Genomic DNA, 15,762 nt, shown 5'->3' on the forward strand with positions numbered 1-15,762 from the left:
TCAGGTACAACATCTCGGACTCCACCCGTATGCCCGATCAGCCGACCGGACAGCGGCTCCCCAGCCGCAGATCGATACTACATATGCGCACCGACATTGGATGGGACCACAAGATGATGTGGTCGGCGTGTCGCACCTCGGCGCCCCCTCTGTGGAAGGAACCTGCCCTTCGGTCAGGGCTTTCTTCCTGCTGGGGACAGGTTTGTCCACAGGGGTCAGTATCTGTGGAGGGCGTTTCGGCGGCGTGTCGCCCCCACATGGACACAATGTCTTGTGGTCGGGATGAGTCGTGTCGTCGGAACGAGCGGAAGACGCGAGGACCTGGGCGGCGACGCCGGGGCCGACGGCCTCGTCACGTGGCGACTGGCCGGGGTGGCGGTCTGCGTCGCGCCCGACGCCGATCTCGCGGGTGGCTCTGTCGATCGGCTCGGCCTCGAAGAACGCATCCGCGACGAGTCGACCCCGTCCGACCGCAGGCCCGCTTACCGCGCCGGTCGGCTGCTGCTCCGCCACGCCGTCGCGCAGCTCGGCGAGGACCCGGGGGAACTCGCTCTCTCGGCGCGGTGCGAGACCTGCGGCGGACTGCACGGCCGTCCGCGGGTGACGCATCCCGTCGCGCTCCGCCACCTGTCCCTGTCGGTGAGCCATTCCCAGGGGGTCACGGCGGTCGCCGCCGCGACCGGCCGCGCGATCGGCATCGACCTCGAGGCCCGAAGCGATGCCGGCGTCCCGGCGATGCCCGACGGGTTCTCGACACTCGCCGAGTGGACCCGCGCGGAAGCGGTGCTGAAGGCCGACGGCCGCGGGCTGCGGGTCGACCCGCTCGCGGTGGCCGTGATCGAGGACGCCGAGGGGGTCCACGCCACCATCGGAAGCGATCGGCGACGCTACCGGCTCGTCGAGCCCGCACTCCTCGCGACTCACCACCTCGCCGTGGCGCTCGCGATCGACCCGCCGTCGGGCTAGCGCGGCAACCGGGGCAGAGCCGTGCGGAACAGCCAGAGGTCGAAGAACGCCGCGGCGCCCGACCCGTGCCCGTCGAGGCCGTGCCGCCCGGCGAGCTCGACGAAGTCGGCGGTGGAGGCGACGCCGTGCCGGTGCGACCGCGTCCACTCCTGCACCAGCGCCCAGAAGGCGTCGTCGCCGATCGTCAGGCGGAGAGCGTGCAGCGTGAGCGCGCCTCGCTTGTAGACGCGGTCGTCGAACATGTCTGCGCTGCCGGGGTCGCCGATCAGGATGTCGGCCGGCAGTGAGCGCAGCGCCACCGCGAAGCGGCGCGCCAGCGCGTCGGCGGTCGGTCCGCCGGCGTGCTCCGACCAGACCCACTCCGCGTAGCAGGCGAAGCCCTCGTTCAGCCAGATGTCCCGCCATTGCGCGACGCCCACACTGTTGCCGAACCACTGGTGGGCGAGCTCGTGCGCGATGAGGCGCTCGGAACCGGACCGTCCGTCGACGTGGTTCGCCCCGAAGATGGCCATCGACTGCGCCTCAAGGGGGATCTCGAGCGGATCGGCGGTGACGACAGCGGTGAACTGCTCGAACGGGTAGGGCCCGAAGCGCGAGGAGAAGTGGCGGATCATCTCGGGCAGGGGGGCGAAATCGTGCTCGACGCGGCGCAGCAGAGCCGTCGGATGCACGATGCGCACCCCCACTCCGTCGACGTCGTCGCGTCGAGACACGTAGCGTCCGATCTGCACGGTCGCGAGATAGGCGCTGGTCGGCTCGGGCTGCTCGTAGAGCCGCGAGATCCGGCCGCCCCGGTCGGAGGATTCGCGGAGGTAGCCGTTCGCGACCGCGTCGTATCCGGCGTCGGTGCGGATGCGGATCCGATATGCGGACTTCTCGGCCGGATGGTCGTTGCAGGGGAACCAGGTCGACGCGCCCGAGGGCTGGGCGGCCACGAGCACCCCGTCCTCGAGCTCCTCCCAGCCGAGCGGGCCCCACGGGGACCGGCGCGGAGCGGGAGAACCCCAGTACTCGACGACGACGACGACCTTCTCGCCGTCGGGCAACGGGGTCGCCGGGCGCAGGACGAGCTTGTGACCGGTGTGCCTCACACCGGCCGGGCGCTCGCCGTCGATGGTGACCTTCGCGACCCGAAGTCCGGAGAAGTCGAGCGAGAGCTCGTCGACCGTCCGCCGAGGGAGGATCGTCAGTCGCGCGACGGCCTGCAACCGGTTGCCGCGGACCCGGTAGTCGAGATCGAGGTCGTAGCCGACCACGTGGTAGCCGTCGTCGCCCATGCCGGGCAGATAGCCGTCCACCGGCGACGAGGCGGACGCGCCGGTCACGCCGTCCGAGCCGACCGGGCCGATGCATCGCGGTACTCGCGCACCCGCACCTCCCGCCACGGACCGATCGGATTGCCGCTCCACCTGGTGCCCTGCGGCACGAGTTCGCCGCGCATGACGAGGGACGCGGGACCGACCACCGCCGAGCGTCCCACCGTCGCGGCGGGCAGCACGACGCTGTGCGGACCGAGCGTGGCGCCGGGCTCGAGTACTGCTTCGTCGATCGTCATGATCCGATCATGGAACAGATGCGTCTGAACGACGCATCCGCGCCCCACACTGGAGCCGGCTCCCAGCGTCACGAGGTCCGCCTCGGGCAGCCAGTAGGTCTCGCACCAGACCCCCGCCCCGATGCGCGCACCGAGGCTCCGCAGCCACCAGACGAGCGCCGGCGTGCCGCCCGCACTGTTCGCGAACCACGGGGCGGCGACCGTCTCGACGAAGGTGTCGGCGAGTTCGCTGCGCCAGATGAACGACGACCACAGCGGGTGCTCGCCCGCGCGGATGCGACCGACGAGCAGCCACTTCGCCGCGGTCGTCACGGCCGCGGCAGCGGCCCCGGCGCCGATCAGGACGAGGCCCGAGAGCAGCGCGGCGAGCCAGGGCGACACGGTGGCGAGCCCGACCAGGGCGGCGACCGCGAGCACGCCGATGGCCCACGACGCGAACACGGGGACGATGCGCAGCGCTTCCCATCCGCCCCGGGCCAGACGCAGCGACGGGGTCGGCCGGTAGGTGCGCGACGCCTCCCCCTCGGTGGGCGTGCGGCGCAGCCGCACCGGCGGGGACCCCATCCACGACGACCCCGGCTTGCTCTTCACCGGCGCCGACGACAGCACCGCGACCAGGCCGTCCTTCGGCACGATGTGGCCGGCGCCCGCCATGCCGGAGTTGCCGACGAAGGCCCGCTTGCCGACTTCGGCGCGAGCGACGCGCACGTAGCCGCCGCCCAGGTCGTAGCCCGCGACCATGGTGTCGTCGGCGAGGAAGGCGCCGTCCTTCACCGTGGTCATCGCGGGGATGAGCAGCACGGTCGACGCTTCGACGTCGCGGCCGACCTGCGCGCCGAGCAGACGCAACCACGTCGGGGTGAACCACCCCGAATAGAGCGGGAAGAGCAGAGTGCGCGAGAGGTCGAGCAGCCGCTCGGTCGCCCACACCTGCCACCCGACGCGGCCGCGGACGGGGAACACGCCCTCCGACAGACCGATGCCGAGCAGGCGGACCAGTCCGACGACGAGAGCGGCGAGCACGGCGCCGGCGACCAGTACCGCGGGTGCCACGGCGAGCAGCGCAGGGCCTAACGCAGCGGCGGCGTCGGGTGCCGGGCGCACCGCGGCGAGGATCACGGCGGCTCCCGCGATCAGCGCGAGCACCGGCACCAGCGAGATACCGACCGAAGCGCCCGCGTAGGCGGCGATCCACCGCCGGCGGCGCGCGGGACGCTCGGCGGGCCACCACGGCTCCGCCGACCCGATGCGCGCCGCCGGCGACCCCGCCCACCGCTGTCCCGCCCGCACCCGGCCGAAGACCGCGGATCCGGGATCGATCTCCGCCCGCTTGCCGATGCGCGTGCCGGGGAGGAGGGTCGATCGGGCGCCGACCCGGGCATCGGCACCGATGCGGATCGCTCCGAGTCGGAGGGTGTCGCCGTCGATCCACCACCCCGACAGGTCGACCTCGGGCTCGATCGAAGCGTGTGCGCCGACGCTCAGCATGCCGGTGATGGGCGGCAGCGAGTGGAGGTCGGCGTCGTCGCCGATCTTCGCCCCCAACGCCCGCGCGTAGTAGACGATCCATGGCGCTCCGGCGAGGGAGGCGGCGCCGACCGCCGCCGCGATCGATTCGGCGGCCCAGAGGCGCAGATGCACCGATCCGCCGCGCGGATGGTCGCCCGCACGCACGCCGAGAAGCAGCAGCCGGGCGGCGACGACCGCGATCGCCATCCGCCCGAACGGCGTGCCGAGCAGGACGAAGGCGGGCGCGAGCAGCCACCAGGAGGCCTGCGGCAGGAAGTCGAAGCCGAGTGGCGCGAGCAGCGTGCCCGCCGCCAGGAGATAGACGAGGTAGCGCAGGCCCTCGACGGTGCGGATGAGCACGCTGGAGATGGTCTGCAGCACCTGGGCGCGCACCGGCACCGGGTCGACCCTTTCGACCTCGACGGGCGCGGCCACGGTCGACGCGCGAGATCGGAGGTAGTCGAGCATCGCGCCGAAGCGCGGGTGGGCGTAGATCTCGGCGACCGCGAACTCGGGGTCGCGTTCGCGGAGGCGGGCGACGAGACCGGCGGCCGCGAGCGAGCCGCCGCCGAGGTCGAAGAAGTTGGCGTCGGGGCCGTCGACGGGCACACCGAGCACGATCTGCCACTCCGCCCGCAGCCAGGATTCGTCCTCATCGGCCGACTCGGCCCCGGGTTCGGCAGGCAGCGGCCACGGCAGCGCCGCCCGGTCGACCTTGCCGGAGGTGCGGACGGGCAGCGAGTCGACGACGGCGAGCACGGGCACGAGCGCCGCGGGGAGTTCGCTGCGGAGGCGGGTGAGGGCGTCGGCGCGGTCGAAGGCGAGCGGATCGGGGAGGGCGAGATAGCCGACCAGCACCTGGTGCCCGGCGGCGGTGGTGCGCACCGCGGCGGCGGCACCGGAGACGCCCGGAAGATTCTGCAGCGCGTTCTCGACCTCGCCGAGCTCGATGCGCCGCCCGCCGACCTTCACCTGATCATCGGCGCGCCCCTGGAAGATCAGCCCCTCGCGATCGAAGCGGACGAGGTCGCCGCTGCGGTAGGCGCGATCCCAGCCGAGGGTCGGCGCCGGGGCGTACTTCTCGGCATCCTTCGCGGGATCGAGGTAGCGGGCGAGCCCGACACCACCGATGACCAGTTCGCCGATCCCGCCGTCGGCGACCGGCTGCCCGTCGGGGTCGACGACCGCGAGCTCCCACCCGTCGAGCGGCAGACCGATGCGGACCGGCCGGCCGGGGAAGAGGCGGGCGCCGCAGGCGACGACCGTCGCCTCGGTCGGACCGTAGGTGTTCCACACCTCGCGGTCGTCGGTGGCGAGGCGGTCCGCGAGCTCGGGAGGGCAGGCCTCGCCGCCGAAGATGAGGAGCCGCACGTTCTCGAGCGATTCGGCCGGCCACAGGGCGGCGAGCGTGGGCACGGTCGAGACGACGTTGATGCGCCGGGTGGTCAGCCACGGGCCGAGGTCCATCCCACTGCGCACGAGGTCGCGCGGCGCGGGCACCAGGCAGGCGCCGTGCCTCCAGGCGAGCCACATCTCCTCGCACGACGCGTCGAAGGCCACCGAGAGACCGGCGAGGACCCGGTCGCCGGGCCCCAGCGGCGCGTCTTGGAGGAACATCCCGGCTTCGGCGTCGACGAAGGCGGCGGCCGAGCGGTGCGTCACCGCGACGCCCTTCGGGGTTCCCGTCGAGCCGGAGGTGAAGATGATCCAGGCGTCGTCGCCGACCTCTGGGGCGGACACGGACACGACGCCACGGCGGTCCCGCTCGGAGAAGAGAGGCGTCGCGCCTCGTCCCGGTTCGCTCGGCACGAAGTCGCCGCCGCCGAGGATCACCCCGGTGACGCCCGCTTCGCCGAAGACGAGGAGGGCCCGTTCGTCGGGATCGTCGACATCGACGGGCACGTAGGCGGCACCGGCCGCGAGGACTCCGAGGATGGAGAGGTAGAGCTCCCGGCGGCCGGAAACCATGCGCACTCCGACACGGTCGCCCCGGCCGACCCCCGCACCGTGCAGCGCGGCGGCGACCGCGTCGACCTCGGCGATCAGCTCGCGGTAGCTGAGCGCCCCGCGGTCGTCTTCGAGAGCCGAGGATTCGGGATGCGCTTTCGCCGTCGATCGGAGGATGTCGAGCAGGGTGCGCGGCGCGGGCGTCGGACCTGCACCCCGGAGGATGCTCGTGCTGTCGTCGATGTCCGGGTCCTCCGTCGCCTGTGGCCGCGCGCCGGACGAGGTGGGCGCGCGGGGCCACAGGGTAACGGCGGCAGGTTAACGACGAGTGCCTCAGCTCGCGTCGGTGTCGGCCTGGCCGTCGGTCTGCCCGCCCGGCGCGCCCGGGAACCCGCCGTCGGGCATCTGCCCGCCTCCTGGCCCGAACCCGGTCTGTGACGAGCCGACGCCGGAACCGCCGAGTGCGAAGCCGATGGCACCGCCCGCGATGGCCCCGATGCCGATGCCGGCCACGAGGGTGGCGGCGATCGCCACCGGAAGCAGCCAGCGGGGCCGCACGCTGCGCGGGTTCGCCCCCGACGCCCGTCCCGCCGGCGGGCTGGCGTGGACGTCGGCGGCGGAAGCCGAGGTGGGATGCTGCGGGGTGGCAGGTCCGTGTGCCGCGTCGGTCTTTACTGGTGTCGTCATGTCGTTCTCTCCTGATCCGGCTCGCGCCTTCGGTGGAGGGTCGACGGTAGAACCCGCGTCTCGCAGCGGCCCGGCAGAGCGCGAAGAGCCGGCGATGCGTCCCCTCGCAGGCGAGCCGGAGCACGCCATGAGGATCCGATGCCGCTCAAGCGAGCAGCAGCGAGACCACGAGAAGCACCGGCAGCGATCCGACGGTCGTGACGAACACCGAGTCGCGGGCGATGACCTCGCCGCGTCCGTAGCGCTGGGCGAAGTTGAAGACGTTCTGGGCGCACGGGAGCGCGGCGAGCACAACGACGGCTCGCAGGGTCGGTGCGTCGAGGGCGAGCAGGGTGCCGACGATCCATGCGATGACCGGCATGATCGCGAGCTTGATGGTGGACGCGAGGATCACATCCCGGCGGTCGGTGCCCGGCGCGAGGACGCGTTGACCGTGCAACGACATGCCGTAGCCGATCAGCACGACCGGGACGGCGGCGGCGCCGATGATGCGGAACGGCTCCATCACCGGCTCGGGGATCGGCAGGCCCGTCACCGAGACCAGCACTCCCAGTGCCGAGCCGATCAGGATCGGGTTCGTGAGCGGCTGGAGCAGGATGCGGCGCGGCGACACGTTGCCCGAGGTGGTGAGGTCGAGCAGGGTGAGCGAGATCGGCGCGAGCACGAGCAGCTGCAGCAGGAGCACGGGCGCGGCGAACGCCGGGTCGCCGAGCACGTACACCGCGACCGGGATGCCGATGTTGTTGGCGTTGACGTAGCCGGCGGCGAGCGACCCGACGATCGCCTCGGGCAGCTTCCGCCGGAACACCAGCAGCGCGATCCCGACGAACAGCAGAGAGCAGGTGATCGCGGCGACGGCGGCGACCACGAGGCTTGTGGAGAAGAGGCTGTGCACCTCGGCATCGGCCAGCACGGTGAAGAGCAGGCAGGGCGAGAGGACGAAGAAGACGAGCCGGCTGAGCGCCCGCGGAGCGTCGGGACCGAGCAGGCCGATGCGGCCGACGAGGTAACCGATGCCGATGACGACGGCGATGATCCCGAAGCCCGTCAGCACACCCGCCACGGTCATAGTCTGCCGGACGCCGCTCCGATGCCCTCCCGGGCCTTTCTCCCGCGGGCGCGGGTGCCTACAGTCGGAGCGTGAGCACCCGCACCGCCGCCGAACCGGTGTCGACGAGGCGCCCGGTGAAGATCTGGGACCTCGTCCTCACCATCGTGCTCGTGCTGCCGCTCCCGGTGCTCGGCGTGCTGACCGCGATCATGGCGGGCCTGCTCGTCATGGTGAGCGACCCGTGCACCGCGCAGACCTGCGACTACGCGCGCATCGATGCCGGGGTGATCGTCGCCTTCATCGCGCCCATCGTGATCATCGTCCTCGGCGTCGCCGCCTCCATCATCGTGCTGGTGCTGCGCCGACTGGCCTTCTGGATTCCGCTCACGACCGCGCTCCTCGCCGTCGCGGCGTGGTTCGGCGGCTTCCTCCTCGCCGGAAGCGGTGTGCCCGACTTCTTCTGATCCGGCACACCGCTCCCCTGACCGATCAGCCGTCGATCACCGCGAACCCCTGCGCGGGCAGCAGCACCTGCCGAGACCGGTCGAGCGCGCGCTCGCGAACGAGCGTCCCGTTCGCGTCGTAGATCCGCACCACGGAGGCGCGGTCCTCGAACCCCGCCGGGGTGGGAACCGGGACCCCCATCCCGTTGACGAGGAGCACCGACCGCTGGTCCCCACCCGTGGTCTCGAGACGGGAGACCGCGGGGCGCACGAGGATGCCGTCGAGGTCGACCACCCCCTCGATCGCTCGCACCTCGACGGAGGCGCGCGCCCCGGGCAACGGGAGTGTCAGGCGCTGCGGCAGCAGCGCGCCCGACGCCCCGGTCACGCCCTGCGCGCCGACCTCGTGTCGCAGCAGGCCGAGAGGCAGAGACTTGCTGCGCCACAACGATGACGCCGAGGGATCGACGCCCGACTCGGGGTTCCAGGTGACCGGCTCGAGGATGCGGACTCCATCGGCCTCGCCCAGGTCGAACGTCGCGGTCCGTCCGCGGTCGAGCCGCAGGAAGTCCCCGTTCCAGGACGACTCCTCCGTCCACGACGACTCGGGGGTGACGATCTCGCCGTCGGTCGACACCGCGTCCTCCGCCTGGACGAAGGCGAGTCCTTTCCGCGCGGTCTCGGTGGTCAGGGTCTGCGCCCGCGCCGCGACGTCGGGGTGCGCGTCGAGCGCCAGCATCGCGAGCAGTCCGTGGATCGTGCTCTCTGCTCCGGAGTTGCGGTTGATGCGGCCGTCCGCCTCGATGCCGTCGAAGGTGACCCCCGTGGCGCTGTCGTAGACCGCCTCCCTCGCAGGGTTCTGGCCGAAGAACCATGCGCCCTGCAGTGCGGCGAGGTCGGTGAAGGCGCTCGACCCGGTCGCGTCGGCGAGCGCGAGAGACACTTGCAGCCGCGAGTCGGCGCCGTAGGCGATCTGCACGCGCTCGGTCGGGCTCGGATACCAGCCGTTCTGCGGGCCGCCGGCGGCGAGGAGGATCGGGGCGAAGCGAGCCCCTTCGACGATCGCAGGCTGGAGCAGCTCCGGGTCGCCGAGTGCGGTCGACGAGGCGACGAGAGCGGTCGCCATCTGCGACGACCACGCGTGCCACATGCTGCGCGATTGTGCCCACGGGAGCGCTGCACCGTACGGCCACTGGGTGGTGGCCGCGTCGGTGGTCGTGCGAGCGAGCGACGCCACACCGTCGGCGAGCTTCGCTGTGGTCGCCCGTACCGCCTCGTCGTCGGGCTCGGCGACGACGTAGGCGGAGAGACCGAGCAGCGATTCGGCGGTCGCGTCGGCGCCGTCGGCGATCAGCCATCCCGGCACCTCGACGCCGTCGGCGATGTCGTACTCGCCGTACCGGGTGAGCACCTCGCGCTCTACCGCACCCGTCGAGAGACGCAGGCGCTCCTGCAGGAACGCGGCGAACTTCGGGTCGGCGTCGCGGAATGCCGCATAGCCCTCGCCGAGCGCCCACAGGGTGCGGGCGAGCCAGTAGCTGTCGGCGGAGTCGCTCGGGTCGGGGAGCTCGACCGGTTCGGCGCTCGGGTTGAGCGTGCCGTCGGTCTGCATCCAGAGCACGACGTTGCCCGCATCCTCGCCGGTGGTGGTCTGGAAGTAGGCGAGCGCGCGCAGCACTTCGTATGCCTTCTCCCGGCTCCCCTCGTCGCCCGTCTGCTGCCAGTGCCGCAGGTAGACGACGGCGGCTCGCGCGACATCGTCGGTGTTGTAGGCGCCCTGAGCGTAGTCGCCGGTCGCCTCGTCGAGCGGTCCGCCGCCGATGCGCTCGAAGGCGCCTCCGTCGCGGGCGTCGGCGTAGGTCCACGGCAGGGTGATGGACGGCTCCTCCGCGAGCCGGTAGGTCGTGTGTCCGTCGACCGCCGGAGGAGCGGCGGTGTCGAGCAGGAAGTCGAGGTGGGCGGTGTTGGTGAGCGGGGCCGCCTCATCGGTGGCGTGGGCGGGCACCGCGACGGCGGTGAGCAGCGCCGCGGTCACGGCGGTGATGGCAGCGGCTGCGGTGCCGCGGCGTAGGACGTTCGCCATCGAACGTCTCCTTTCGTCGGAAGTCTCGTCTCGTCGGGGTCTCATCGGGTGCGCGGTCGGCCGGGCGGAGGATCAGGTCGCGGTCCTCCGCCCGGCCGGGCGCGGCGATCATCCGGTGGTGCGGATGAGGCGGGCTGCGCCGATCTTCGAGTCGGCCATGCCGTAGAAGACGAAGTGCTGCCCGTCGATCTCCTCGATCGCGGTCGGGAAAACGACGTTCGGCACGATGCCGCTGCGCTCGTCCTCGGTCTCGGCGCTGAGCAGCGGCTCGGACGTGCGGGCGAGCACCTTCGAGGGGTCGTCGCCGTCGAGCAGGATGGCACCCGCCGCGTAGTTGACCTTCTGCTGTTGCGCGAACGCGCTGTCGATGACGCCGGTCACTCCGTGGTGCAGCAGCAGCCAGCCTTCGGGCACCCGCAGAGGGGCGGGGCCGCCGCCGATCTTGACCTCCTCGAACGGGAACTCAGGGCCGACGAGGAAGCGGTGCCGGGTCCAGCGGGTGAGGTTCGCGAGGTCGCGTTCGACCTCCTCCACCGGCACGTAGCTGATCCATATGCTCTGTCGGGAATCCTCGATGCCGGCCGGCAGCCGCACCCCTTCACCCGGCTTGGTTTCGCCGATGTCCCACATCGGTCGATGCAGCACCGCATACGATCGCGTGCCGTCCGGCGCGGTCACCTGCTCGGGGAAGAACACGGTGTCCTTGTTGTGGAACAGGTTGAGGTCCATGTCCAAGGTGTCGTCGTAGGCGAAGGACACCGGGCCGAGTCGCGTCCATTCGCGCAGGTCGGAGGAGACGGCGATCGCGGTGCGGGGCCCGAGCGGGCCGTAGGCGACGTAGGTCATGACGTGCAGCCCGAGGTCGTCGAGGAACGTCACGCGTGGATCCTCGACGCCGGCGTTGTTCGCGCCCCGTTCCCATCCGCGATCCGGCTCGAGCACGACCGCCTCGCGTTCGACCGCGACGGGCGCCCCGTTCTCGACGACGACACGGGCGAGTCCCACCCGGGAGACGTTGCCGTCCGCGACGAGACGAGGAAGCAGATACACCTCGCCGTCGGGGCCGCGGCCGCTGCCGGGGTTCAGCACCCCCTCCGCTTCGAACGGGTTGCCGGGCTCCGGCTCCATCACGACTCCCGCGCGCTCGAGGCGGTAGGGGACGGTGGTGGGATCGGTCATGGTCATCCTTTCACTCCGGAACCGAGGTCGGTCGAGACGAAGTAGCGCTGGAACACGATGAACAGCACCACCACGGGGACGGCGAGCACGACCGCGCCCGCCAGGATCGCTCCGAACGGGTTGTCGGTCGACGACGCGACGTTCGAGATGTAGTTGGCGAGGGAGACGGCGAGCGGCTGCTTCGTCGCGTCCTTGGTGATAAGGAACGGCCAGAGGAACTCGTTCCAGGGGCCGATGAAGGTGAGCAAAAGCCCGGTGACGAGCGCCGGGCGCACCAGCGGCAGCGCGACGCTCCACAGCAGCTTCAGCTCGCCGGCGCCGTCGATGCGGGCGGCTTCGAACAGCTCCTTGGGCAGCTGCAGGAAGTACTGCCGGAAGATGATCACCGCTGTCGAGTTGATGAGGAACGGCAGGATCATGCCGAGGTGGTTGTCGGCGAGCCCGTAGTCGCGGGCGATCAGCACGTACAGCGGGATCTGCAGCAGCTGGAACGGGATCACCTGCACTAGGAGCACCAGCGCGAAGGTCGCCGAGCGGCCGCGCCACTGCAGCATCGCGAGCGCGTACCCCGCGAGCACCCCGAACACCACGGTGCCGAGCAGCACCCCGCCGGTGAAGATGCCCGAATTGACGAGCCCCGACACCAGGTTGATGCGGTCGTTGACGTTCGCGTAGTTCTCGAGCGTCAGGTTCGACGGGTTGGGCACGGCGCCGGCGATGGTCGGATCGGGGTCGGTCTGCAGCGAGCCGATGACCATGTAATAGAACGGGAAGAGGAACGCGGCGGCACCGAGACCGAGCACCACCCCTCGCAGGACGACCTGGAATCGGGTCATCCCAGCCGGCCGGCGGCGCGGTGCGGCCGACCCGCGGTCCGGTGAGAGCGCGGCGGTCTGCGTCTGCGCGGTCATGACTCCCTCTCCCCCGCGAAGCGGTTCTGCAACCAGGCGACGATGAGCACCGCGATGACGAGGACGACTCCGATCGCGGAGGCGACATCGGGCTGCCCCTGCTGGATCCCGAGCTGGTACATCAGCAGCACGGGCGACGCCGACGCTCCGTTCGGTCCTCCTCCGCCGGTCAGCAGGTAGGGCTCCGTGAAGAGATTCGCCCCGGTGACGGTCGAGACGAGCAGCACCAGCACGGTCGCCGGCCGCACGCCGGGCACGGTCACCGAGAAGAACTGCCGGAGCTTGCCCGCCCCGTCCGTCGACGCCGACTCGTACAGCTCCTTCGGCACGTTCTGCAGCGCCGCGAGGTACAGCAGGATGTAGAAGCCGAGCTGCTTCCAGGTCACGTAGAGCGCGATCACCGGCATCGCCAGCTGCTCGTTGATCAGCCAGCTCGGGTCGGGTGCGAGCGGACCGAGGATGCTGTTGACCAGGCCGTTGCCGTTGAAGAGGAACAGCCAGACCGCGACGACCGCGACGCTCGCCGTGACGTAGGGGACGTAGAAGCTGACCCGCAGGAAGGTGCGGGCGTGCACGACCTTGTTGAGCGCGGCGGCCAACACGATCGACAGCACCACGGTGAGCGGCACGTTGATGATCAGGAAGATGCCGATGTTGCCGAACGATCGGAGGACCTGCGGGTTCGAGAAGGCGGCGACGAAGTTGTCGAAGCCGACGAACGGCCGGTCCACCTGCGCACCGGGCGCCGCGAAGAAGAAGTCGTGGAACGAGATCCACACCGCGTAGACGATCGGGAACGCGAAGACCAGGATGACGAACGCCAGGTAAGGCGTGCTGAACAGCAGTCCGAGCGGCTGCCGACCGAACACGCGTCTCAGCAGACCGTGCTTCGCGACGGGCGGCTCCGGTGCCCCGGCGCGCTGCGGCGCCGGGGCCTTCGGAGAGGGGGCGAGGGTGCTCATGGGGTCACTGCTGTCCGGCCAGGTCGGTGACCTCCTGCGCCGCGCCGTCGAGCGCCTCCTGCGGGTCGCCCTCGCCGAAGATCACCGACTCGCTCCACGCGTCGCGCACCGCCTGCAGCATCTGCACGGTGTTGGGCCCGGACGGGACCTCGATCGTGCGTGCCGCCTGGGCGCCGAATGCCTCATAGGCGGGGTTGGCCGAGAAGTAGTCGGCGTAGGTCTCCTGCAGGTTCTGCCGCAGCGGCATCTGCCCGGTGGTCTCGAGGAGCGCGCCGTCCAGCTCCTCGCTAGTGGCGAACTTCAGCACCTCCCACGCGGTGCCCTTGTTCTCGCAGGCGGTGAAGAGTCCGACGTTCTTCGCGTCGCTGAAGGTCCAGGTGTCCTCCGCCGGGGTGCCGTCCGGGGTGGGCACGGCCACCGAGCCCCAATCGATGTCGTCGTAGACCGAGATCGCCCACGGTCCCACAATCGCCATCGCCGCCTGGGTGTCGGCGAACGCGTCGCCCTGCCACTGCTCGCGCCCCGCGAGTCCCTCGTCGTAGAGGGTCTTCCAGAAGTCGGCGACGCCGTAGCCGGCCTCATCGGCGAAGGTCGCCTCGCCGTCGACGACGAGTCCCTCTCCGCCGGTCGCGGCCGCGTAGAGCGGCATGAAGTCGAACTGGGTCTGGAAGAACTCGCTGGTGGGCGCGGGCCAGATCGCGTACTGCGCCGCGCCCGAGTCGACGATGGTCTTCGAGGTCGCGAGGAAGTCGTCGTAGGTCGACAGGGCCGGGTTCTCGGCGTCGAGACCCGCCTGCTGGAAGATGGCCTTGTTGTAGAAGATCTGCACCGGGTTGCTCTTCCACGGCATCTGGAAGTACTCGCCGTCGGCGTTCTGATACTGCTCCGCGAGGTCTCCGCTGCGTTCCTCGATGTACGAGGCGCCGTCCTCGAAGTCGGAGAGGTTCACGAGGCCGCCCTGGCGCTCGAACTGGCCGACCGCGCTCGGGGCGGTGTTGAAGACGAGGCACGGGGCGTTGCCCGCGGTGATCGCCGCGCCGATGACCTCCTCGCTGCTCTTGCCCGCGGGGATCTCCTGGCCGGTGATCTGCTCATCCGGGTGCTCGGCGTTCCAGGCTTCGACCATGGCCTCACCCCACTCGACCTCCTGCTCGTTGTTCGAGTACCAGATGGTGATGGGCCCAGTGGCGGTCAGGTCGGTCGACGCAGCGCCGCCCCCGCCGCACGCGGTGAGGCCCAGCAGGCCGACGGTGGCGAGGCCCGCTCCGGCCAGCCACCTCGTCTTCGAGGAAGTAATCACTGTCTCTCCTTCTGTCGAACTTCTTCGCTGAAAGGCGGCGGCGACGCCGCCTTCGTCGGTCACGACCGCGGCGGTGCGGTCGAGTTCCTGACGACGAGCCCCGCGGGGGGCAGGTCGAGGTCGGGTGCGGCGCCGTGGTCGACCAGCTGCAGCAGGGTCGCCGCGGCCGCCTCGCCCCACTGGCCAGGTCGAGTGCGCACCGAGGTCAGCGCGGGGTAGATGTAATCCGCGATGTCCGAGTCGTCGAAGCCGGTGATCGACAGGTCCGTCGGCAGGTCGAGGCCGCGGCGGTGCGCGACCCCGAGACCGGCGATCGCCATCGGGTCGTTCGCGTAGACGATCGCGGTGGGGCGGTCGTCGAGATCGAGCAGCGCCGCCGTGGCGGCCGCACCGTCGGCGGCGCTGAAGTCGGTCTCGACCACGAGGGTCCCGGGAAGCCCCTGCTCGGCCGACGCCGCGAGGAACGCGTCGCGCCGGTGGAGGGCGTGCAGCATCCGGGCGGGGCCCGCCACGTGCGCGATACGGCGGTGTCCGAGGCCCGCGAGATGACGGACGGCGTCGGTGATGCCCGGCGTGTCGTCGAGCGTCACCGCGGCCATCGGTCCGCCGCCGTCGACCCTGCCGAGGGAGACGGCCGGAAGCCCCAGCTGCTCGAGCAGCGCCGGGCGGAAATCGTCGGTGCGGAGGTCGGTCAGGAAGACGCCGTCCACCCGCTGGTCGGCCGCCAAGGTGCGGTAGGTCTCGGCCTCGGCCTCGTCGTCGGGGACGAAGCTCAGCACCAGCGCCCGGCCTCGCTGCGCCAGCACCTGCTCGACGCCCGAGATGAAGCCGGGGAAGAAGGGGTCGGCGGCGATGACGTCCGGGTTCCTCGCGACGACCAGCCCGAGCGCGAACGAGGTGCGCGTGGACAACGAGCGGGCGGCGATGCTGCGGCGGTATCCGAGTTCGTCGGCCGCGTCGAGGATGCGCTGACGGGTTCCCGCTGCGACGCCCGGGCGGTCGTTGAGCGCGAACGAGACGAGTCCCTTGCTGACACCGGCGGCGCGGGCGACGTCGAGGATGGTCGGTTTGCGCGCCATCGCCGTCACCTCGCTCATCGTCGAACTCGTGGACCGGTCGAACTGAACCGGTTTAGTCGACGGTAAGAAGGGAACCTCAGTTTTCCCTGT

General features: G+C 71.1%; 12 protein-coding genes. 2 read left to right on the forward strand and 10 right to left on the reverse strand.

Annotated features, from left to right (window positions below):
* Nucleotides 1–282 precede the first annotated feature (282 nt).
* Nucleotides 283–966 carry a 4'-phosphopantetheinyl transferase superfamily protein gene (locus tag NGH83_RS14535; protein ID WP_251856963.1) on the forward strand — a complete coding sequence of 228 codons (684 nt, stop codon included), beginning with the start codon at nucleotides 283–285 and terminating at the stop codon, nucleotides 964–966.
* Here NGH83_RS14535 and NGH83_RS14540 read toward each other — a convergent pair.
* The 4 genes from NGH83_RS14540 to NGH83_RS14555 all read right to left on the reverse strand — a co-directional run bounded on the left by NGH83_RS14540 (nucleotide 963) and on the right by NGH83_RS14555 (nucleotide 7,733).
* Nucleotides 963–2,291: a M1 family metallopeptidase gene (locus NGH83_RS14540; protein ID WP_251856964.1), complete on the reverse strand. Its 1,329-nt coding sequence runs from the start codon at nucleotides 2,289–2,291 to the stop codon at nucleotides 963–965. The two genes, NGH83_RS14535 and NGH83_RS14540, sit on opposite strands and share 4 nt — an antisense overlap.
* On the reverse strand, nucleotides 2,288–6,220 hold the full coding sequence (locus tag NGH83_RS14545; RefSeq protein ID WP_251858545.1) for a Pls/PosA family non-ribosomal peptide synthetase: 3,933 nt from the start codon (nucleotides 6,218–6,220) through the stop codon (nucleotides 2,288–2,290). Before NGH83_RS14545 ends, NGH83_RS14540 begins: the two co-directional genes overlap by 4 nt.
* 90 nt (nucleotides 6,221–6,310) lie before the next feature.
* The gene (locus NGH83_RS14550) at nucleotides 6,311–6,664 is read right to left on the reverse strand and encodes a hypothetical protein (protein WP_251856965.1); all 354 of its coding nucleotides are present in this window, start codon (nucleotides 6,662–6,664) and stop codon (nucleotides 6,311–6,313) included.
* Nucleotides 6,665–6,809: 145 nt separating this feature from the next.
* A complete protein-coding gene (locus NGH83_RS14555; RefSeq protein ID WP_371872696.1) occupies nucleotides 6,810–7,733 on the reverse strand; it encodes an AEC family transporter in 924 nt (307 codons plus the stop codon).
* Nucleotides 7,734–7,804: 71 nt separating this feature from the next.
* On the opposite strand from NGH83_RS14555, the gene NGH83_RS14560 reads away from it, so the two are divergent.
* Complete coding sequence (locus NGH83_RS14560; RefSeq protein WP_251856967.1) at nucleotides 7,805–8,179, forward strand: hypothetical protein; 375 nt, start codon at nucleotides 7,805–7,807, stop codon at nucleotides 8,177–8,179.
* Between the two features lie 25 nt (nucleotides 8,180–8,204).
* On the opposite strand, the gene NGH83_RS14565 is transcribed toward NGH83_RS14560, so the two are convergent.
* The 6 genes from NGH83_RS14565 to NGH83_RS14590 all read right to left on the reverse strand — a co-directional run bounded on the left by NGH83_RS14565 (nucleotide 8,205) and on the right by NGH83_RS14590 (nucleotide 15,690).
* Nucleotides 8,205–10,241, reverse strand: coding sequence for a hypothetical protein (locus NGH83_RS14565; RefSeq protein ID WP_251856968.1), 2,037 nt, complete (start codon nucleotides 10,239–10,241; stop codon nucleotides 8,205–8,207).
* A 108-nt stretch (nucleotides 10,242–10,349) separates the two neighbouring features.
* Entirely contained in the window at nucleotides 10,350–11,420 is a 1,071-nt protein-coding gene (locus tag NGH83_RS14570) for a glycosidase (RefSeq protein WP_251856969.1), read from the reverse strand.
* Nucleotides 11,421–11,422: 2 nt separating this feature from the next.
* Nucleotides 11,423–12,256 (reverse strand): carbohydrate ABC transporter permease, encoded by an 834-nt coding sequence (locus NGH83_RS14575; protein WP_371872803.1) that lies wholly within the window; start codon nucleotides 12,254–12,256, stop codon nucleotides 11,423–11,425.
* A gap of 71 nt (nucleotides 12,257–12,327) precedes the next feature.
* Nucleotides 12,328–13,293 (reverse strand): carbohydrate ABC transporter permease, encoded by a 966-nt coding sequence (locus NGH83_RS14580; protein WP_251856971.1) that lies wholly within the window; start codon nucleotides 13,291–13,293, stop codon nucleotides 12,328–12,330.
* A gap of 4 nt (nucleotides 13,294–13,297) precedes the next feature.
* The gene (locus tag NGH83_RS14585) at nucleotides 13,298–14,593 is read right to left on the reverse strand and encodes an extracellular solute-binding protein (RefSeq protein WP_251856972.1); all 1,296 of its coding nucleotides are present in this window, start codon (nucleotides 14,591–14,593) and stop codon (nucleotides 13,298–13,300) included.
* Nucleotides 14,594–14,652: 59 nt separating this feature from the next.
* Nucleotides 14,653–15,690, reverse strand: coding sequence for a LacI family DNA-binding transcriptional regulator (locus tag NGH83_RS14590; protein ID WP_251856973.1), 1,038 nt, complete (start codon nucleotides 15,688–15,690; stop codon nucleotides 14,653–14,655).
* Nucleotides 15,691–15,762: the final 72 nt, after the last annotated feature.

Source organism: Herbiconiux sp. L3-i23 (assembly GCF_023734115.1).
Taxonomy (GTDB): domain Bacteria; phylum Actinomycetota; class Actinomycetes; order Actinomycetales; family Microbacteriaceae; genus Naasia.